The 20,133-nt window shown below is 66.7% G+C and carries 19 protein-coding genes; 4 read left to right on the forward strand and 15 right to left on the reverse strand.

Annotated features, from left to right (window positions below):
* Window positions 1–41: 41 nt before the first annotated feature.
* Both FGS76_RS09580 and cysM read right to left on the reverse strand, forming a co-directional pair.
* Window positions 42–827 carry a 3'-5' exonuclease gene (locus FGS76_RS09580; RefSeq protein ID WP_138772414.1) on the reverse strand — a complete coding sequence of 262 codons (786 nt, stop codon included), beginning with the start codon at window positions 825–827 and terminating at the stop codon, window positions 42–44.
* Entirely contained in the window at window positions 824–1,738 is a 915-nt protein-coding gene (cysM, locus tag FGS76_RS09585) for a cysteine synthase CysM (protein ID WP_170214445.1), read from the reverse strand. The genes FGS76_RS09580 and cysM overlap by 4 nt, the downstream gene beginning before the upstream one ends.
* A gap of 92 nt (window positions 1,739–1,830) precedes the next feature.
* On the opposite strand from cysM, the gene FGS76_RS09590 reads away from it, so the two are divergent.
* Both FGS76_RS09590 and pdxJ read left to right on the forward strand, forming a co-directional pair.
* Window positions 1,831–4,560 carry a response regulator gene (locus FGS76_RS09590; RefSeq protein WP_138772416.1) on the forward strand — a complete coding sequence of 910 codons (2,730 nt, stop codon included), beginning with the start codon at window positions 1,831–1,833 and terminating at the stop codon, window positions 4,558–4,560.
* Window positions 4,561–4,821: 261 nt separating this feature from the next.
* On the forward strand, window positions 4,822–5,559 hold the full coding sequence (gene pdxJ / locus FGS76_RS09595) for a pyridoxine 5'-phosphate synthase (RefSeq protein ID WP_138772417.1): 738 nt from the start codon (window positions 4,822–4,824) through the stop codon (window positions 5,557–5,559).
* A 47-nt stretch (window positions 5,560–5,606) separates the two neighbouring features.
* Here pdxJ and recO read toward each other — a convergent pair whose 3' ends face one another.
* From recO to rpoE, 10 genes are all read right to left on the reverse strand, one after another.
* Entirely contained in the window at window positions 5,607–6,269 is a 663-nt protein-coding gene (gene recO / locus FGS76_RS09600) for a DNA repair protein RecO (RefSeq protein WP_138772418.1), read from the reverse strand.
* The gene (gene era, locus FGS76_RS09605) at window positions 6,253–7,152 is read right to left on the reverse strand and encodes a GTPase Era (protein WP_138772419.1); all 900 of its coding nucleotides are present in this window, start codon (window positions 7,150–7,152) and stop codon (window positions 6,253–6,255) included. Before era ends, recO begins: the two co-directional genes overlap by 17 nt.
* A complete protein-coding gene (gene rnc, locus FGS76_RS09610; RefSeq protein WP_138772420.1) occupies window positions 7,149–7,832 on the reverse strand; it encodes a ribonuclease III in 684 nt (227 codons plus the stop codon). The genes era and rnc overlap by 4 nt, the downstream gene beginning before the upstream one ends.
* Window positions 7,829–8,206, reverse strand: a complete 378-nt coding sequence (locus FGS76_RS09615) for a DUF4845 domain-containing protein (protein ID WP_138772421.1) — start codon at window positions 8,204–8,206, stop codon at window positions 7,829–7,831. The genes rnc and FGS76_RS09615 overlap by 4 nt, the downstream gene beginning before the upstream one ends.
* A 23-nt stretch (window positions 8,207–8,229) precedes the next feature.
* Window positions 8,230–9,024 (reverse strand): signal peptidase I, encoded by a 795-nt coding sequence (lepB, locus tag FGS76_RS09620; RefSeq protein ID WP_138772422.1) that lies wholly within the window; start codon window positions 9,022–9,024, stop codon window positions 8,230–8,232.
* Window positions 9,025–10,824, reverse strand: a complete 1,800-nt coding sequence (gene lepA, locus FGS76_RS09625; RefSeq protein ID WP_138772423.1) for a translation elongation factor 4 — start codon at window positions 10,822–10,824, stop codon at window positions 9,025–9,027. It lies immediately after the preceding gene.
* A gap of 220 nt (window positions 10,825–11,044) precedes the next feature.
* Complete coding sequence (locus tag FGS76_RS09630) at window positions 11,045–12,562, reverse strand: DegQ family serine endoprotease (protein WP_138772424.1); 1,518 nt, start codon at window positions 12,560–12,562, stop codon at window positions 11,045–11,047.
* A 96-nt stretch (window positions 12,563–12,658) separates the two neighbouring features.
* Complete coding sequence (locus tag FGS76_RS09635) at window positions 12,659–13,621, reverse strand: MucB/RseB C-terminal domain-containing protein (protein ID WP_138772425.1); 963 nt, start codon at window positions 13,619–13,621, stop codon at window positions 12,659–12,661.
* Window positions 13,622–13,624: 3 nt separating this feature from the next.
* Complete coding sequence (locus tag FGS76_RS09640; RefSeq protein ID WP_138772426.1) at window positions 13,625–14,245, reverse strand: sigma-E factor negative regulatory protein; 621 nt, start codon at window positions 14,243–14,245, stop codon at window positions 13,625–13,627.
* Window positions 14,246–14,249: 4 nt separating this feature from the next.
* Window positions 14,250–14,837 (reverse strand): RNA polymerase sigma factor RpoE, encoded by a 588-nt coding sequence (gene rpoE / locus FGS76_RS09645; RefSeq protein ID WP_138772427.1) that lies wholly within the window; start codon window positions 14,835–14,837, stop codon window positions 14,250–14,252.
* Window positions 14,838–14,986: 149 nt separating this feature from the next.
* On the opposite strand from rpoE, the gene nadB reads away from it, so the two are divergent.
* Window positions 14,987–16,594 (forward strand): L-aspartate oxidase, encoded by a 1,608-nt coding sequence (gene nadB / locus FGS76_RS09650; protein ID WP_138772428.1) that lies wholly within the window; start codon window positions 14,987–14,989, stop codon window positions 16,592–16,594.
* Between the two features lie 275 nt (window positions 16,595–16,869).
* Here the strand turns inward: nadB and FGS76_RS09655 are convergent, their stop codons facing one another.
* Genes FGS76_RS09655 through FGS76_RS09665 form a run of 3 tightly spaced genes read right to left on the reverse strand, consistent with a single transcriptional unit; the run spans window position 16,870 to window position 19,012 of the window.
* Window positions 16,870–18,330, reverse strand: a complete 1,461-nt coding sequence (locus FGS76_RS09655) for a protein adenylyltransferase SelO (RefSeq protein WP_138772429.1) — start codon at window positions 18,328–18,330, stop codon at window positions 16,870–16,872.
* Window positions 18,331–18,372: 42 nt separating this feature from the next.
* Window positions 18,373–18,756, reverse strand: a complete 384-nt coding sequence (locus FGS76_RS09660) for a hypothetical protein (protein ID WP_138772430.1) — start codon at window positions 18,754–18,756, stop codon at window positions 18,373–18,375.
* Window positions 18,737–19,012, reverse strand: a complete 276-nt coding sequence (locus FGS76_RS09665) for an FAD assembly factor SdhE (protein ID WP_138772431.1) — start codon at window positions 19,010–19,012, stop codon at window positions 18,737–18,739. The genes FGS76_RS09660 and FGS76_RS09665 overlap by 20 nt, the downstream gene beginning before the upstream one ends.
* A 97-nt stretch (window positions 19,013–19,109) precedes the next feature.
* On the opposite strand from FGS76_RS09665, the gene ygfZ reads away from it, so the two are divergent.
* Window positions 19,110–20,075: a CAF17-like 4Fe-4S cluster assembly/insertion protein YgfZ gene (gene ygfZ / locus FGS76_RS09670; protein WP_138772432.1), complete on the forward strand. Its 966-nt coding sequence runs from the start codon at window positions 19,110–19,112 to the stop codon at window positions 20,073–20,075.
* Window positions 20,076–20,133 lie beyond the last annotated feature (58 nt).

Consider the following 20,133-nt stretch of genomic DNA (forward strand, 5'->3'; position numbering starts at 1 on the left):
GGCAATTCGGGGGCGGATTGTACTGGCTTGGGGGGCCGCCGTCAGACTTCGTCGGCGGCCTTTTTCCAGGCTTCCAGAAAGGCCAGGAAGTGCGGGTGGCCTTCCTGTTGCAAATAGTCGCGTAGCAAATCCAGTTCGGCCTGGTAGCCGGTGGCGTCAATCTCGCCGCGCATCAACTGGAAACGCAGGAACACCAGCCAGGTGTTGAGCACGTCGGTTTCGCAGTAATCGCGGATGCCCTTGAGGTCGCCGTCCTGGAAGGCATCGAACACCTTGGCGCCGCTCATGCCCATCTTGCCGGGGAAGCCCAGCAGGGTGGCGATCTGGTCCAGGGGCGCGTTGGCCCGGTTGTTGAACATGGCCAGCTGTTCCATCAGGTCCAGGTGGCGCTGGTGGAAACGGCTCAGGTAGTTGTTGAAACGGAAGCTGGTGTCCTCGTTGCCGGTTTCCCAGAAGCGACGGGCCACCACGCCATGCTTGAGGGCGCGGTAGTTGAGCACCGGCAGATCGAAGCCGCCGCCGTTCCAGCTGACGATCTGCGGGGTGAACCGGTCGATGCCGTCGTAGAAGCGCTCAATCAGCTCTTTCTCGCTGGCGCTCTCGTCGCCCAGGGACCACACCTTGACGCCCTGGGCGGAGCGCAGCACCACCGAGATCGCCACCACGCGGTGCAGGTGCAGGCGCAGGAACTCGGAGCCGTTCTCCTGGCGGCGCAGGTTGAACAGGGCGCTGGCGGTGTCCTTGTCGTCCAAGCCGTCCAGATCGTAGAGACGGCGGCCGCCGTCCAGGTCCGGAATGGTCTCGATGTCGAATACCAGTACGTTCATCGGCCGGGCTCCTCGTCTTTCTCCGGCCTGAACACGCCGGTTGAAAGGTAACGGTCGCCCCGGTCGCAGACGATGGCGACGATCACCGCGTTCTCCAGCTCCTCGCTGAGCCGCAGGGCGCCGGCCACCGCACCGCCGGAGGAGACCCCGCAGAAAATGCCCTCTTCCCGGGCCAGCCGGCGCATGGTGTGCTCGGCCACCTCCTGGTCCATATCGATGACCTGGTCCACCCGGGACTCATCGTAGATGCTCGGCAGGTATTCCTTGGGCCAGCGGCGGATACCGGGGATCGAGGCGCCGTCGGTGGGTTGCAGGCCGACGATCTGAACATTGGGGTTCTGTTCCTTGAAGAACATGCTGCAGCCCATGATGGTGCCGGTGGTGCCCATGGAACTGACGAAGTGGGTCATGGCGCCGCCGGTGGCTTCCCAGATTTCCGGGGCGGTGCTTTCGTAGTGCGCCATCGGATTGTCCGGGTTGGCGAACTGGTCGAGCACCTTGCCCTCGCCCCGGGCCTGCATGGCCTGGGCCAGGTCCCGGGCGCCCTCCATGCCCTCCTCCTTGGTCACCGAGATCAGCTCGGCGCCGTAGGCGGCCATGGCGTCGCGGCGCTCCTGGCTCTGGTTGGCGGGCATGATCAGCTTCATCCGATAGCCGCGCATGGCCGCCGCCATGGCCAGGGCAATGCCGGTGTTGCCGCTGGTGGCCTCGATCAGGGTATCGCCGGGCTTGATCTCGCCCCGCTCCTCCGCCTTGCGAATCATATTGAGCGCCGGCCGGTCCTTGACGGAGCCGGCCGGGTTATTGCCTTCCAGCTTCACCAGAAGGGTATTGGTCGTGTTCCCCGGCAGGCGCTGCAGCCGCACCAGCGGCGTACGCCCGACCGTGGACTCAATGGTCTTGTAGGTCATGGCCCGCATTGTAGCTCAACAAGCGGACCCCTGGCAGTGACGCTCAAGTCGGTCATAATGCCGGATCAGACAAATCACCGGACCGGGGGATCATGGCCCGTACCAGCCTGCGCACCCGCATCATGACGATGACCGCGCTGCCGGCGTTTCTGGCGGCTCTGTTGATCGGCGGCTATACCCTGGCCACCCGGGTCATCAGCGAGCGCGCCGACACCGCCCTGCGCCAGCAACTGATCGTGGAAAGCTACGCCGCCCGGCTGGCGGCGTTGGACGCGGACGACCGCGCCGCCTACGAGGCGCTGCTGCGGGATCTGCTGGAACAGCCGGACGTGCGCGCCACCACCCTGCTGGACCAGCGCGACGGCTGGCAGCTGCACACCGGCCCACGGCTGCGCCCGGTGGAGGCGGCGGAGCAACTGGACAGCGGCGCCACCCGCCTGATCACCGATTCCGGCTGGCGGCTGGTGCGCCCGCTCCCCGGCGCGGCGGACCGCATGCTGACCGTGGAGTTTTCCCACCAGGGCCAGTACGTGCGCATCCTGGAGGCGGCGCTCACCCTGATCGGCGTGATCACCCTGGTGATGATTCTGGCGATTCTGCCGGCCACCCATTTCTCCCGGCGGCTGGTCCTGCCGATCCAGATTCTGATCGACAACCTGCGGCGGGTGCGCGACGGCGACCTGAGCACGCCGCCCCGGGCCAACGCTCAGGGAGAACTGCACGAGCTGGAGCAGGCCCTGCGCGACATGGTCGGCGCCCTGGACGAAGCACAGGCGGAACTGCAGCAGAATGTGGACCAGGCCACCCAGGACCTGCGCGAAACCCTGGAAACCATCGAGATCCAGAACATCGAACTGGACATGGCCCGCAAGGAAGCCCTCAAGGCCAGCCAGATCAAATCCGAATTCCTGGCCAATATGAGCCACGAAATCCGCACCCCGCTGAACGGCATCATCGGCTTTACCCGGCTGCTGGAGCGGTCGCCGTTGAGCGAACGGCAAAGCGACTATCTGGACACCATCCGCAAGAGCGCCGAGTCGCTGCTGTCGATCATCAACGACATCCTCGACTTCTCCAAGATCGAGGCCGGCAAGCTGTCCCTGGAGCACGTACCCCTGGACCTGCACGACCTGATCGAGGACGTGCAGACCATGCTGGCGCCCATGGCCCAGGACAAGGGCCTGGAACAGGCGGCGATCATCTACAGTGACGTGCCCACCCGATTGATCGGCGACCCGCTGCGAATCCGCCAGGTGCTCACCAATCTGGTCAGCAACGCCATCAAGTTCACCGAGCGCGGCTCCGTGGTGGTGCGCGCCATGCTGGAGGAGGAACGGGGCGCCGAGGCGATCATCAAGGTGGCGATCACCGACACCGGCAACGGCCTGCCCCGGGAAGTGCAGAAAAACCTGTTCAACGCCTTTACCCAGCTCGACCAGAGCGCCCGCCGCAAGGAAGGCGGCACCGGCCTGGGGCTGGCCATCTGCAAGCGCCTGGTGGAAGGCATGGGCGGCGAGATCGGCCTGGACAGCACCGCCGGTCGCGGCTCCACCTTCTGGTTCACCCTGCGCGTGGAGCGCGACGGCAACGCCGGCCCGGAAGCGTCCCCCACCCTGGAGGGGCTGTCGGTGACCCTGGTGGAAGCCAACGAACATGCCCGCCTGGGCCTCTACCACATGCTCGGCGGCTGGCGCATGCGGGTCACCGAGCTGCAGGCCCTGGACACCCTGGAGAGCCAGCTGCACGGCGACAAGCTGGCGCTCACCGATTTCTATGTGCTGGGCGTGCCCGCCTCCATGCCGCAGCCGGCGGACCTGGCGCCGCTGGTGGAGCGGCTGGCCGCCGCCACCGGCAAGCCGGTGCTGGTGCTGGCCGCCCACGCGGATGCCCTGGCCGGCCGCCTGAACAGCCCGCCGGCGCCCTGCCGGGTGCTGGGCAAACCGGCCACCCGCCGGCGCCTGCGCGACGCCCTGCTGGAGCTGGGCGGGCTGGCCACGCCGACGGCGCCGGGCAGCCCCCTGGGGCCGCTGGGCAAGAGCGTGCGGGTGCTGGTGGTGGACGACCACCCGGGCAACCTGAAACTGGCCCGGGTGTTCCTGGAAGAGATGGCCGTGCAGGTGACCGCCTGCGCCAGCGGCGAAGCCGCCCTGGAGGCCTTCGCCCGGGAAACCTACGACCTGGTGTTCATGGACGTGCAGATGCCCGGCATGGACGGCCTGGAAACCACCCGCCAGCTGCGCGAACGGGAAGGCGAAGGGCCGCGCACCCCGATCATCGCGCTCACCGCCCATGCCCTGGACAGCGAACGCCGCTCGCTGCTGGCCGCCGGCATGGACGATTACCTGAGCAAGCCGATCACCGAAACCCAGCTGCGCCACACCCTCAATCAATGGGTACTGGACAACCCCGAACCGGACCCGGGGCCTGAGCCTGAGCCTGAACCTGAGACCACCCCGGACACTCCGACACCGGCCGACGACGACGACGGCGAAGCACCGGTGCTGGACCCGGAGCTGGCCCTGCGCCGGGTGGGCGGCCGCCAGGCCCTGGCCGAAGAAATGTTCACCATGCTGCAAGCCAGCCTGGACCAGGACGCCCCGGGCATCAACGCGGTGGCGGAATCCGGCGACCGGGAGGCGCTGCTGGAACGGGTCCACAAACTGCACGGCGCCACCCGTTACTGCGGCACACCGCGCCTGGAACAGGCCGCCGGCGAGCTGGAGGAAGCGCTCAAGCAGACGGTACCCGACCAGGGCCTGGAGCCGCTGGTGGCGGTTCTGCTCGCGGAGATCGAAAACGTGCGGCGGGAAGGAAGGGGATAGGGCAGTTGAAAGTTGAAAGTTAAAAGTTAAAAGTTAAAAGGTCCCGCCCGATAGGCCTTCCCTCGGCCTGCGGCCGAAAGGCCTCCGTGCGGCGTCGATGCCCGTTGAACGCGGGCACGACCGTTCCGCCCCCAGGGGCCCGGCCCGCGTTTCAACTTTTAACTTTCAACTTTCAACTGCTCTATCCCCCCTCCCCTAATCCAACCCCCACATCCTCTGCTACCATACCCCCCCGTTACCCACCCACCCCCGGAGCCCCCCATGCCCGTTCTGCTCGGCGTTAACATCGACCACATCGCCACCCTCCGCCAGGCGCGCGGCACCCGTTATCCGGAGCCGGTGCAGGCGGCGCTGGTGGCGGAGCAGGCCGGCGCCGACGGCATCACCGTGCATCTGCGCGAGGACCGGCGGCACATCCAGGACCGGGACGTGGAATTGCTGGCGCAGACGCTGCAGACGCGCATGAACCTGGAAATGGCCGCCACCGAGGAAATGGTCGGCATCGCCCGGCGCATCCGTCCGGCGCACAGCTGCCTGGTGCCGGAAAAACGGGAGGAGCTGACCACCGAGGGCGGTCTGGATGTGGTCGGCAATGAGGAATGGATCAAGCGCTGCACCGGGCAACTGGGCGAGGCCGGCATCCAGGTGTCCCTGTTTATCGACGCCGACCCGGCGCAGATCGAGGCGGCGGTACGCTGCGGCGCGCCGGCCATCGAGATCCACACCGGCCACTATGCCGATGCCACCGACAGCGACACCGCCCAACGGGAGCTGGGGCGCATCCGCGACGGGGTGGCCCTGGCCCGGGACGCCGGCCTGATCGTCAACGCCGGCCACGGCCTGCACTACCACAACACCCGCGAGATCGCCGTTTTGCCGGGCATGAACGAACTGAACATCGGCCACGGCATCGTGGCGCGGGCGGTGATCACCGGGTTGGATGAGGCGGTACGCGCCATGCGCGTGCTGATCGATGAGGCGGTGCGGGATCGCGGCTGAAGCCGCTTCTACGTGTGTTGTAGGAGCGGCTTCAGCCGCGATTGGACCTAGCGGAACAACTCCCGGCTGCGCAGCGGCCGGTCGCCCAGGTGCGGGGCCAGGGCCTCGCGCAGCAGCGCCTTGGCCATGCGGCGCACGTCGCCGTTCCAGCGGTCCTCGCCCAGCGCCACCAGCCACTCACCGGGATAACCCCCGGCGGCCACCAGAAAGCCCTGCTCCGGTACCCAGCGATAGGTGAGGCCCGCCTCCAGCGGGCGGCCCTCCGCGTCCTGGTCCAGGGTCAGGCCGTAGCCCACCTCTTCCAGCAGCATCAGTTCGAAGCGCCGCAGGCTCACATCCAGGGGCGCGTCGCCGGCCAGCTGGCCCAGGGTGCGTTCGTAGATCGGCCACAGATCCGGGTGGGCGTCGTCCCGGTGCAGCAACCGCATCACCAGTTCATTGACATAGAAACCGCAGAACAGGGCACGGCCGGCCAGGGGCAGCGCGGCGCCCCGGGGCTCGCTGTGACGCAGGGTGAACAGTTCGCCGCCGGCTTTCAGGCTGACCCACAGCGGCACGAACGGCGCCAGGGCCGGGTTGCGGCGCCCTCCCCGGGCCACCGCGCCGAGCCGCCCCCGCTCGGGGACGAACAGATCGACAATCAGGCTGGTATTGCGGAACGGGCGCCGGTGCAGCAGCCAGGCCGGCGCCAGATCATTGGTTGCGGTCATAGCCCAGCGAGCGCAGGGCGCGCTCGTCGTCGGACCAGCCGGCCTTGATCTTCACCCACAGGTTGAGCATCACCTTGCGTTCGATCAGACGTTCGATGTCCTGGCGGGCCTGGGTGCCAATCTGCTTGATGCGGGCGCCCTGATCGCCGATCAGGATTTTCTTCTGGCCGCGCCGCTCCACCAGGATGGTGGCGGCGATGTCGGTGACCTTGGGGCCGTCTTCCCAGAGGTCGATTTCCACGGTCATCTGGTGGGGCACTTCCTGACCCAGCTGGCGCACCACTTTTTCACGGATGATCTCGGCGACCATGAACCGCAGGCTGCGGTCGGTGAGCTGATCTTCCTCGAACCAGAAATCCCCTTCCGGCAGGCGCGAGGCCAGGGCCTGTTCCAGGGCTTCCAGATTATGACCGCGCAGCGCCGACACCGGGATCACCTCGGCGAAGCTGAAACGGCTGGCCAGGGTCTGCAGGTGCGGCAGCAGCACGTTCTTGTCTTCCAGGCTGTCCACCTTATTGACCAGCAGCAGCACCGGCGTGTCCCCGGCGCGTTGCAGCAGGCCGAGTACGTGCTCGTCGCCCTCGGTCCATTTCATGCCATCGACCATGAAGCAGATCACATCCACGCCGCTAAGCGCCGACATGGCCGCCTCGTTCATGGCCCGGTTAAGGGCCTTGCCCTCACCGGTATGGATGCCCGGGGTGTCGGCGAACACGATCTGATAGTCGTCCCGGCTGAGAATGCCGTGAATACGATGCCGGGTGGTCTGCGGCTTGCGCGAGGTGATGCTCACCTTCTGGCCGATCAGGTGGTTCATCAGGGTGGACTTGCCCACGTTGGGGCGTCCGACGATGGCCACCAGGCCGCAACGGGTACTGCTCATGAGGATTGCTCCAGCCAGGTCAGTGCCTGTTCCGCCGCCTGCTGCTCGGCGCGCCGGCGGCTGGCGCCGGCGGCCACGAAGCGCTGCTCCAGGTCGGGCAGCGTGCATTCCACCTCGAAGGTCTGGCGCGGCGCCTGGCCGGTCACCGACAGTACCTCATAGGCGGGTAGTTCATGCTTGCGCGCCTGCAGCCATTCCTGCAAGCGGGTTTTGGCGTCCTTGCGCACGGACTGGGGCGATATCTGTTCCATGCGCTCGGCGAACCAGGCCAGCACCACCTGCCGGCAGGTTTCCTCACCGCCGTCGATGACAATGGCCCCGATCAGGGCTTCCAGGGCGTCGGCGAGGATCGAGTCGCGGCGGTTGCCACCGCTTTTCAGCTCACCGCCGCCCAGGATCAGGTATTCACCCACACCCAGTTCCCGGGCCACTTCCGCCAGGGTCTGGCCGCGTACCAGAAAAGCGCGCATGCGGGTCAGCTGCCCTTCGGCGGCTTCCGGAAAGCGCTGAAACAGTTCCGTGGAAATAAACTGGCTGAGCAGGGCATCACCGAGGAATTCCAGCCGCTCGTTGTTGCGGCGGCGGCTGACGCTGCGGTGGCTCAAGGCCAGCTCGAACAGATCCGGGTCCTGGAAACGGTAGCCCAGGCGCCGGGCAAGGCGATCCAGATCGTCCATCAGCGACCAATATTCTTGCTGAAGGTGTCCTCGAAATGCATGACCAGGGACACGTTGTAGAACAACGGCCGGCGCACTTCGTAATCGACCCCCACGGCGAGATCACCACCGTTCTTGCTGATCGCCAGATCGTTGACGCCGATCACGTCCACCTGATTGATGGTGAAACGTTTGGACAGCGCCGAACGTACTTCATGTTCGGACATCCGTGCGGTCTTGCTGTCTTCGAGCACCGAATTGATGGTGCTGCGGATGGTGTTGTATTCCATGTAGGCGGGCACCATGCGGAAGGCGGCGGTGCCAAACACCGCCAGCACGATCAGCACGACCACCCAGCCGAGCAGGGAAAGCCCCCTTTGACGGGTTCGGGTTATCATTGTTGGTCCGTCTCCACCTTGATTCAGTCGTTCTCGACTTTGTCGATTGACCCGTTGCGGGAGAAGCTGGGCAGCGAGAAGATCGGGTCCCAGTGCATCCAGATCATGAACGCCTCGCCCACGATCAGCCGCTCCGGGACCACGCCCCAGAACCGGCTGTCGTTGCTGTTGTCCCGGTTGTCCCCCATTACGAAATAGCTGCCCTCGGGCACCTGCCATTCGCCCTGGGTACCGCCCTGGGGAATGCGCGGCTCGCCGTCGTAGGGGCTGAGCACGCCTTCCTGCCAGATCAGATGCTTCGCTTCACCCAGGTGTTCAATGTACTCGCGGCGCCACATGCGGGCGTTGCGGCCCTGCTCCACCAGCTTGCGTTCCACCGCTTCGCCGTTGATGTAGACCACGTTATCGCGCACCGCCACCCGGTCACCGGGCAGCCCCACCACGCGCTTGATGAAGTTCTGGCTGGTGTCCTCCGGGAACTTGAACACCATCACGTCACCGCGTTCCGGCTCACCCAGCGGGATGATCTTGGTGTTGGTCACCGGCAGGCGCAGGCCGTAGGAAAACTTGTTCACCAGAATAAAATCATGAACCTGCAGGGTCGGCAACATGGAACCGGATGGAATGGTGAACGGCTCGACAATGAAAGAGCGGATCACCAGCACGATCAGCAACACCGAAATCAGCGAGTTGGAGGTCTCCACGGTGGTGCCGAGCATCCCCTTGCGCTGACGCAGCTTGAGGAAACGGTCCGCCAGCCAGATCACCACGGTGATCAGCAGCGCCAGAGTCAGCCAGAAACCCACATCAATATCCATTTAGTCATCCACCTTGAGCACGGCCAGGAAGGCGGCCTGGGGAATTTCCACATTACCCACCTGCTTCATGCGTTTCTTACCTTCTTTTTGCTTCTGCAGCAGTTTTTTCTTACGCGACACGTCACCGCCATAGCATTTGGCGGTCACGTTCTTGCGCAGTGCCTTGACCGTCTGGCGGGCGATGATCTTGCTGCCGATGGCCGCCTGGATCGCCACATCGAACATCTGCCGGGGCACCAGTTCCTTCATCTTCTCGGTGAGCACCCGGCCACGGTGGGCGGAGTGGTCCAGGTGACAGATCATCGCCAGGGCATCCACCTTGTCGCCGTTGATCAGCACGTCCACCTTCACCAGCTTGGCCGGCTGGAAGCGCTCGAAGGCGTATTCCAGGGACGCATAGCCACGGCTGGCGGATTTCAGCCGGTCGAAGAAGTCCAGCACCACCTCGGCCATGGGAATGTCGTAGGTCAGCGAGATCTGCTTGCCCAGATACTGCAGGTTGAGCTGCTCGCCGCGCCGCTCGGTGCACAGGGTGATCACGTTGCCCACGTATTCCTGGGGGGTGAGGATATTGACGCGGGCGATGGGCTCGCGGAACTCCTCGATCTTGTTGCCTTCCGGCAGCTCCGAGGGGTTGTCCACGTAGACCGTTTCACCGTCGCTGAGCAGCAGCTCATAGACCACCGTGGGGGCGGTGGTGATCAGGTCCAGGTCGTATTCCCGCTCCAGGCGCTCATGGATGATTTCCATGTGCAGCATGCCCAGGAAGCCGACCCGGAAGCCGAAGCCCAGGGCGTCGGAGTTTTCCGGCTCATAGAACAGGGAGGCGTCGTTGAGCGCCAGCTTGCCCAGGGCGTCGCGGAAATCCTCGTAGTCGTCCGCGTTGACCGGGAACATGCCGGCGTACACCTGCGGCTTCACCTTCTTGAAGCCGGGCAGCATTTCCACGTCCGGGGTGTTGGCGTGGGTCAGGGTATCGCCCACCGGGGCGCCCTTGATGTCCTTGATGGTGGCACTGACCCAGCCCACCTCGCCGGCCTCCAGCACATTGGTTTCCTTGCGCTTGGGGGTGAAGATGCCGAGGCTGTCCACCACATGGTTCTGGCCGGTGGATTTGACGTGGATCTTGTCGCCCTTCTTGAGGCGGCCATAGCGAATCCGCACCAGCGAGATCACGCCCATGTAGTTGTCGAACCAGGAGTCGATGATCAGCGCCTGCAGGCGGCTCTCCCGGTCGCCCTGGGGCGGCGGGATGCGCTCGATCAGCTGTTCCAGCAGGTCGGGCACGCCGACCCCGGTCTTGGCGGACACATGGCAGGCGTCCAGGGCGTCCAGGCCGATGATCTCCTCGATCTCCTCGGCCACCCGGTCCGGCTCCGCCTGGGGCAGGTCCACCTTGTTGAGCACCGGCAGCACTTCCAGGTCCTGTTCGATGGCGGTGTAGCAGTTGGCCACCGACTGGGCCTCCACGCCCTGGGCGGCATCCACCACCAGCAGAGCGCCCTCACAGGCGGACAGGGAACGGGACACCTCGTAGGAAAAGTCCACGTGGCCCGGCGTGTCGATGAAGTTGAGCTGGTAGGTCTCTCCGTTGCGCGCGGTGTGGTACAGAGTCACGCTCTGCGCCTTGATGGTGATGCCGCGCTCACGCTCCAGGTCCATGGAATCCAGCACCTGCTCCTTGAGCTCGCGGTCGGACAGACCGCCGCAGACCTGGATAAACCGGTCCGCCAGGGTGGATTTGCCGTGATCGATATGAGCAATAATGGAGAAGTTGCGAATGTGCGTAATGTCGGTCACAGATACCCGCCAAATGGTGGAAACATGAAGATGGACACAATGGTGGGCGATTCTATCGGATTAGGGCCGCCGGGGATAATCCCCCGGCCTCGGAGCCCGCTTGCAGGCCCCCTGTAGGAGCGGCTTCAGCCGCGATCCCCACCAACGGCTTATCGCGCGTCAGGTTGATCGCGGCTGAACCAGAACCCCCGCCCGGCCGCTCCCACGGCCTTTGGCGGGATCAGTCGCCGAGTTTCAGCGCCAGGAAGCGGGCATTGCCGCCCCGGTTGATCAGCGCCGGTACCGAGCCTTTTTCCGGCAGTTCACCGATGATACGGCGGTAGTCATCCGGGCTTTTCACGTCCTCGCCGTTGAGGCTCACCAGCAGGTCACCCTGGCGCAGGCCGGCGGTGGCCGCCGGGCCCGGCTTCACGCCGGTGACGATCACGCCGCTGCCGGCTTCCACCCGGGACAGCTCCGCGGGGCTGGCCTCGCGCACGCTCAGACCGAGCCGGTCGGCGCCCGGGCCGGCCTGCTCGCCACCCTGGTTCATGGCCTGCTGCGGATTACTGGGCAGCTCACCCACGGTCACGTCCAGGGTTTTCTCGTCGCCGTTGCGCACCACGGTCATTTCCGCCTCGGTGCCGGCCTTGAGCGCCCCCACCCACTTGGGCAGCTGGGCGGACCGCTGGATTTCGTGGCCGTCGAAGTGAGTGATCACATCGCCGGGCTGCAGGCCCGCTTCCGCCGCCGGGGAGCCCGGCTGCACCTGGGCCACCAGGGCGCCCATGGGCTTGGCCAGGCCGAAGGACTCGGCCAGATCCCGGTCCACTTCCTGGATCAGCACGCCCAGCCAGCCCCGACTCACCTGGCCGCTGTCCTTGAGCTGGTCGGCCACGTCCATGGCCAGGTCGATGGGGATGGCGAAGCTCAGGCCCATGTAGCCACCGGAGCGGCTGACGATCTGGGAGTTGATGCCGACCACCTGGCCTTTCAGGTTGAACAGCGGGCCACCGCTGTTACCCGGGTTGATCGCCACGTCGGTCTGAATAAAGGGCACATAGTTATCGCTGGGCAGGCTGCGGCCCTTGGCGCTGACGATGCCGGCGGTCACCGAGCTGTCGAAGCCGAACGGGGCGCCGATGGCCAGTACCCACTCACCGACCTTGAGGTCGTCGGACGAGCCGATGTCCACCACCGGCAGGTCGGCGGCATCCACCTTGATCAGGGCCAGGTCGCTCTGCGGGTCGGAACCGACCAGCTTGGCGTCCAGTTCACGGCGGTCCTGCAGGCGCACCACGATCTCGTCCGCCTCGCCGACCACGTGATAATTGGTCAGCACATAACCGTCGCTGGAAATGATGAAGCCGGAGCCCAGGGATTCCACGTCCTGGCGACCGCCGGGCCCCTGCGGGCCGGGGCCACCGGGGCCGCCGGGGCCACCGAACTCGTCGAAGAAGCGGCGCAGCATCTCCGGCAGCTGGCTGGTGTCCGGGCCCTTGCCCGCTTCCCGGTGGGTCACGGTGGAGATGTTGACCACCGCCGGTGCTTCCTTCTCCACCAGAGCGGTGAAATCAGGCAGGCCGGTAACCAGCTTCTCGCCGCCCCGGTCATCGCCCTGGCGGGCGGAATCGGACAGCGACGCCTTGGGCGCGCCCTGCTCGCCGTCCGCGGCGTTCTGGTTATCCTGATTCTGGCCGCAGCCGGCGATCAGGCCGGCCAGCAATAACGGCAACAGATATTTGTTTATGGTCCCCATTGGAAGGCTCCCTTCTGGCGTTTTTCGAGCAACGCCGGCCGGCGCCGCCTGGGCGAGCGGCCGGCGACCGATGGTGAATACCCCGCGATACCCGGATCATGGCCGTTCGGCCACCTCCAGGTCGAGGCCCTGCATGATGCGTTCGGCGGTGGGCTGGGGAATCTCGCCCACCAGAGTGAGCAAATAATTGCGTCCGGAGGCGCCCACGGTGCGGCTGATCGCCACCGTCGGCCCGATGCGGCTGACGCCTTCCTCCACGCTGCCGGAGTCCAGCCCCTCCACGAACACCGTGAAGGTGGCCAGGCCGTCGCTGTAACTCTGGGCGGCCACCGGCTGACGCTCGGCGGTAACCCGGCGCCAGTCGCTGTCGGCGGCGCGGAAACCGCCGGGCAACCAGCCGGCGTTCACGTGCACGCGGTCGCCGTGGTTGCCGGGCACCGGCTCCAGGGCCCGCTCGGCGATCACCTTGGGCAGTTCGAAATCGCCCCGGCCCAGGCCCGGGCTCAGGTCCAGGGTGACGAATTCCACCCGTTCCAGGGCCAGGCCACCGGGGTCCACCATCTCCGACTTGAGCAGCAGATGGCTCTCGTTATCCAGCCACAGGCGATAGCCATAGCGGTGGTTGTCCAGCGGCGCCACGCGCATGCGCGTGGTGGCGCGACCGGCCACCCGGCCATCGCCGTCCACCAGCACGTTGTACTGGTCGGGAATCTGTGAGGAAAGCCGCTGCCGGAACGACAGCAGGCCCTGATCCTGGTCATCGATGCGGGTCAGGGTGCCGTTGGGGTGCAGGCACACCAACTCGTCACCGAGGCGCAACACCTCCACCAGACGACCGTCCAGGTGGGTGAAGCGCTGGTATTGCTCGCCGTCGATCACGGCGTGACGAATTTCCATGGTGCTCACTTCCCCACCCAGCTGGTAGAGGAAGCGGCCCTGGTAATCGAGCTCCTGGGTCGCTTCGGTCATGCGTTCCAGGAGGCTCTGGGCGGGAAGAGTATCGGCGATCGCTAGGGGGGCGGCGGTCAGTGTCAGCCCCAGGGCGAGGATCCGCATCATGCGTTAGCGCGCTCCGTTACGGGCGTCCATGCTGACCAATCGGGCATAGGGCATCATGCCCTGGCCACTGTGGCGGGCGGTGAATTCACTGTGGCGCAGCAGCATGGCGTTAACACGCGGTTGCTGATCGCTGGCCACGGTACGGGGCTCGGCGGATCGCAGGGCGCTTTGCGCCACCAGCGAGGTCTCGCCGAACGGACGGGTCATTCTTTGGGTGGCGGCCGGCGCGCTCAGCGACGCCTGGGTGGCCACGCCGTCATTGGCGGCACCGGTCATGGCCACCGCCGGCACGGCATTGCCGGTGTCCGCGGCGCCGCTCCAGTACTGCCAGCCGATCACGGTGACGGCGGCCACCGAGGCGGCCACCGCCACCCGGGCGAAGCCGTGCACCACGCCGGCGCGGCGGCCGGGTTTGGCTTCCGCGGCCAGGGCCTCGGACAGCCGCGCATTGAAGTCCGTGGGCGCCGCCATGGCGGCGTGGCCGTGCAGCACGTCACTGACGCTCTGCCAGCGGCCCAGGGTCTCCAGATCGTCCCGGTCCAGGTCGCGCAGCACACGACGGGTTTCGAATTCGGTGGTTTCACCGTCCAGGAAAGCGGAAAGCGCCTCGTAATTCCTGCTCATAGCCTCACCCTTTGTCTCCGCGCTGCGACCCCAGCAAGGGGCGCACCGCTTCATCGATGGCTTCGCGGGCCCGGAAGATACGGGAACGAACGGTTCCCACCGGGCATTCCATGACCGCCGCGATATCCTCGTAGCTGAGCCCCTCGAATTCACGCAGGGTGACCGCGGTTTTCAGCTCCTGGGGCAGGTCATCGATCGCCTTGTGAATCACTGCCTCCAGTTCCTCGGACAACACATGGGACTCCGGGGTTCCAATTTCGTGCAGCATTTCCGCGCCGCTGTACTGTTCAGCCTCGGCGGCATCCAGGTCGGAGCCCGGCGGACGGCGGGAAAGGGCCACCAGATGGTTCTTGGCGGTGTTGACGGCGATGCGATACAGCCAGGTATAGAAGGCGCTGTCGCCACGGAAGCGGGGTAACGCCCGCCAGGCCTTGATGAAGGCCTCCTGGGCCACATCCTGCACCTCGTCGTGGTCGCGCACATAGCGGCTGATAAGCGCGAAGATGCGTTGCTGGTACTTGACCACAAGCACTTCGAAGGCACGCTGATCGCCGGCCTTGGCTTTCTTGACCAGTTGTTCGTCTGAAGACACCGGGTGCTGGCTCCCTGGAGGACGTAATTATCCCGTGGCGGCGGGTAAAGCGCGGTATTGTAACAGGTGTTCCGCAGGCCGCTATACTAGCGCCCCCGTCCGCGGCGGTTTTCACATTGGTTCAACATTTACCCGGGCTGCGAGGATCCATGGCCACTTACCGTTACGACGTGCTGATCATCGGCTCCGGCGCCGCCGGACTGACCGTTGCACTGCGCCTGCCCGAAGGGGTCCAGGCCGCGCTGCTGTCCAAGGGCAAGCTCACCCATGCGAGCACTTACTACGCCCAGGGCGGCGTGGCGGCGGTGCTTGACGACGACGACTCCCTGGAAAGCCACGTGCAGGACACGCACCGGGCCGGCGGCGGCCTGTGCCATGACGACGCGGTGCGCTACACCGTGGAGAACGGGCCGGCGGCGATCCGCTGGCTGATCGACCAGGGCGTGGACTTCACCCGCCTGGGCGGCAGGGAGAGCAACGAAGACAATCCCCTGCCCTACCATCTGACCCGCGAGGGCGGCCACAGCCACCGGCGCATTATTCACGCCGCCGATGCCACCGGGGTGGCCATTTCCAGCACCCTGATCGAACGGGTCACCGAGCGCGACAATGTGCATCTGTTGGAGCACCGGGTGGCGGTGGACCTGATTCTGCAGCGGCACGATGGCCCGAACGGCCCGGAAAAACGCTGCTGCGGCGCCTATGTGCACAACATCCAGACCGGCGAGACCGACGTGATCCTGGCCCGCTCGGTGGTGCTGGCCACCGGTGGCGCCTCCAAGGTCTACCTGTACACCTCCAACCCGGACGTGGCCACCGGCGACGGCATCGCCATGGCCTGGCGGGCCGGGTGCCGGGTGGGCAACATGGAGTTCATGCAGTTTCACCCCACCTGCCTGTACCACCCCAAGGCCAAGAGCTTTCTGATCACCGAGGCGATCCGTGGCGAGGGCGGCCGCCTGCTGCTGCCCAACGGCGAGCGCTTCATGCCGCGCTTCGACGAGCGCGCCGAGCTGGCGCCCCGGGATGTGGTGGCCCGCGCCATCGACCATGAAATGAAGCGCCTGGGCGCCGATTGCCTGTATCTGGACATCAGCCACAAGCCGGCGGATTTCATCATCGAGCACTTCCCCACGGTCTACGCCAAATGCCTGCAGCTGGGCCTGGACATCACCCGCGACCCGATCCCGGTGGTGCCGGCGGCGCACTACACCTGTGGTGGCGTGGTCATCGACCGGCACGGCCGCACCGATGTGCCCGGGCTCTATGCCCTGGGGGAGACCAGTTTCACCGGCCTGCACGGGGCCAACCGCATGGCCAGCAATTCCCTGCTGGAGTGTTTCGTCTACGGGCAGGCGGTGGCCGACGACATCGGCGCGCACCTGGCGGAATGGCCGCAGCCCCGGGAGGCGGCGGAGTGGGACGATTCCCAGGTCACCGATTCCGACGAGGACGTGGTGATCAGCCACAACTGGGACGAGCTGCGGCGCTTTATGTGGGATTACGTGGGCATCGTGCGCACCGTGAAACGGCTGGAGCGGGCCCAGCATCGGGTGGAGTTGCTGAAAAGCGAGATCGCCGAGTACTACAGCAATTACCACATCAGCAACGACCTGCTGGAACTGCGCAACCTGGTGGTGATCGCCGATTTGATTATCCGCTCGGCGCTGCAGCGGCGGGAGAGCCGGGGGCTGCATTTCATGCGCGAGTTCCCGGGCGCTTCCGAGGTGGGCAGCGATACCATTCTGGAGCCTTGAGGGGCGGCTCCTCCATCAGGGCCGCTTCCGTGTGGGGCGCCACCGGGCCGGACACGCGGCAAGTACATCCCTGTAGCTCGTTTCCGGCATCCCTGCCTCCAACGGTCCGGCCCGGTGGCGCCCCACACGGAAGCTCCGAGGGAGCCGTCCGCGCCCTTTTGGGTTGGAGGTTGTTGTAGGAGCGGCTTCAGCCGCGATCAAGCCGTGATGCGTCCACCACCGTCGTTATCGCGGCTGAAGCCGCTCCTACAAACCCTACCCCATGGCGACCTGGATCAGGTGCCGCAGAAGGTGCGCAGCACGCGCTCCTCCTCGGTGGGGGGAAGGGTGTAGGGGTCGTTGTCCGGGCGGTCCTCATAGGGGTTGGTCAGGGCGTCCAGGAGGGCCCGGGTGGGGGCCAGGTCGTCGTGGTCGATGGCGGCGTTGAGGGCCGCTTCCACCTGGTGGTTGCGGGGTATCAGCGCCGGGTTGGCGCGGCGCATGGTGTCCCAGGCCACCGATTCGGGCTCGGGATTGGTGGCCAGGCGGGCACGCCAGCGTTGGTGCCAGTCCAGGAAGGCGTCCTGGTGATAGAGCTCACCGTCGGGGATCTGGCCGCCGATCAGGGCCCGGAAGGTGTTGGTGTAGTCCGCCCGTTGCTGTTGCATCCAATCGAGCAGATCGCGGATCAGGGCGTCGTCCCCGTCCTGGTCGCCGGTCAGCCCCAGCTTATCCTGCATCATGGCCCGCCAGGCCCGGTCATAGCGGTCGCTGAACGACTTGATCAGGGCCTCGGCGGTGGCCACCGCCCGGTCCGGGTCGTCGTCGATCAGCGGCACCAGGGTTTCCGCGAAGCGCGCCAGGTTCCATTGCGCGATCACCGGCTGGTTCCCATAGGCGTAGCGGCCACGCTGGTCGATGGAGCTGAACACGGTGCTCGGGTGGTAGGCGTCCATGAAGGCGCAGGGGCCGTAATCGATGGTCTCGCCGGACAGCGCCACGTTGTCGGTGTTCATCACGCCATGGATAAAGCCCACCCGCATCCAGTGGGTAACCAGGGCCACCTGCCGGTCCTGCACCGCTTCCAGCAGCGCCAGGGCCGGGTTGTCCGCGTCGCGGCGGTCCGGGTAGTGGCGCGCCAGGGTGTAGTCCACCAGCGTGCTGAGCAGCTCGCCGTCGCGGCGGCCGGCGGCGTACTGGAAGGTGCCCACGCGCAGGTGGGAGTCCGCCACCCGGGTGAACACCGCGCCGGGCTCCGGGCCATCCCGGAACACCGGCTCGCCGTTGGCCACCACCGCCAGGCCCCGGGTGGTGGGAATGCCCAGGGCGTGCATGGCTTCGCTGATGATGTATTCGCGCAGCATCGGCCCCAGGGCGGCGCGGCCGTCACCGCCCCGGGAAAACGGGGTGCGGCCGGCGCCCTTGAGCTGGATGTCCCGGCGCCGGTGATCCGGCGTGATCTGCTCGCCGAGCAGCACCGCGCGGCCGTCGCCCAGCATGGTCGGGTTGCCGAACTGGTGGCCGGCGTAGGCCTGGGCCAGGGGTTCCGCGCCGTCCGGCACGGCGTTGCCGGCGAACAGGCGGGCGCCCGCGTCGCCGTCCAGGGCGTCGCTGTTCAGGCCCAGCTGGTCGGCCAGGGGCCGGTTCCAGAGCAGCAGGCGCGGCGCCGCCACCGGTTGCGGTTCGGTGCGGGCGAACAGGGTGTCGGGCAGGCGGGCGTAGCTGTTGTCGAAGCGGAATCCGTAATCAGTACTCATAGGGGTTCTCTTGGGGCGGTGGCACGCATGCACAAGGGCTTATCAACGGCGGCCAAGCAGCAGCACCTGGCGCAGCGGCGTCACCGCCGCCGCGCCGATCTGATCGGGAAACACCCACACCCACCCCACCCGGGGGCAGTGCACCGCCAGCCAGCGGGCCGGCAGCAGGGCCCGGAACGGCGCCGCCACCGCCACCCGGCGACCGTCGCGCAGCCGCATCCGCAGCCCCTCCGGTGACACCGAGATCCGCGCCGGCGAGGCCGGCCGCCAGCGGCGCGCCAGGCTCAATGCCAGCAGACCGGGCAGCACCGCCACGCTCAGCGGCAGGCCGCTGGCCGCCAGCGACCACCAGGCCAGCAGCAACCCGGCCAGGCGCAGCCGGGCCGGATAGCGGGACGGACTTATCTCAAGATGTCGCGGCCACACGGCGCAGCATCCCGGCCACGAATTCACGCAGTTCCGGGTCCTCCGGTTGGCCATGGCCGGTAAACCAGTCCAGCATGTCCACGTCGTGGCATTCCAGCAGGCGACCGAAGGCGGCGCGCTGTTCCGGGGTGTCGGTATCGAAGAAGCCTTCCAGGTAGGCGTACAACACCACTTCCACCTCGGAGGCGCCACGGCGGCATTGCCACTGGTAGCGGCGTTTCAGGTCGGCGATTTCAGGAGCCGGGGAGGAAGTCATAGGCGCAATCTCTTTCGCTGATCGACTGACACAGGGGCCTTTGATTATCTATCATCACGGGTCGCACTCCCACCCTCCCGGACTGACTAGGAACTGTATGGACGCCTGGCAAACCCTGATCGACGCGCAACAGCCGGTGCACGGCGGCCGCCCGGCGCCGACGCTGGCCACCGGCGAGCACCTGGCGGTGATTCACGCCGAGGGCGAGGAAGCCGGCGCTTATCTGCAGGGGCAGCTCACCGCCGACCTGAAATTCGTGGATGAAGGCGCCCACCGCAGCGCCATGCACCTGTCGCTGAAGGGGCGCGGGCTGGTGAGCCTGCGCCTGGCCCGGCAGGACAGCGGTTACCTGCTGCTGGTACCCGCCGGGCAAGCGGAGGCCACCATCCGCAGCCTGGAAAAATACCGGCTGCGCGCCAAGGTCACCTTCCGCATCGATCCGCAAGCGCGGGTGGCGCAGCTGGCCGGCGGCGTGGACGCCACCCTGGCGGCGGCGGGCCTGCCGGTGCCGGAGCCCGGTCAGGCGGCCCACCGCGACGGCGTGGCCGTGTTGCGTTACGCCCACAGCGACCACGCCCTGCTGGTGGCCGACGGCCCGCTGCTGGCCGCCCACTGGCAGACGCTGAGCGCGGAGCGGGCGGTGACCGACGGGGCCGGCGCCCGCTACCAGGATATCCTCGCCGGCCAGGGGCAGATCCGCCCCGGCGCCGAGGATCTGTTTCTGCCCCAGGTGCTCAACTATGACGTGCTCGGCGGTGTCAGCTTCAAGAAGGGCTGCTACACCGGCCAGGAAGTGGTGGCGCGCATGCACTTCAAAGGCAAGCTCAAGCAGCGCATGGCGGCGTTTTATTACCAGGGCCCGGAGCTGGCCCCGGGCCAGAGCCTGCGCAACGACCAGGGCCGCGCCGTGGCCGAGGTGGTGGACGCCGCCCCCGCCGAGCCCGCCGCCGCCCTGCTGGCGGTGGTACGGCTGGACCACCAGGGCGACCTGTTCCTGGACGACCAGCCCCTGGGGGTGGAGCCCATCGCCCTGCCCTACGACCTGCCCAAGCCCAAGGCGTGATTTATCGCGGCTGAAGCCGCTGCTACCGGGGAGGGCTGTTGCGTTGGGGCGCTTGGGG

Source organism: Alloalcanivorax gelatiniphagus (assembly GCF_005938655.1).
Taxonomy (GTDB): Bacteria; Pseudomonadota; Gammaproteobacteria; order Pseudomonadales; family Alcanivoracaceae; genus Alloalcanivorax; species Alloalcanivorax gelatiniphagus.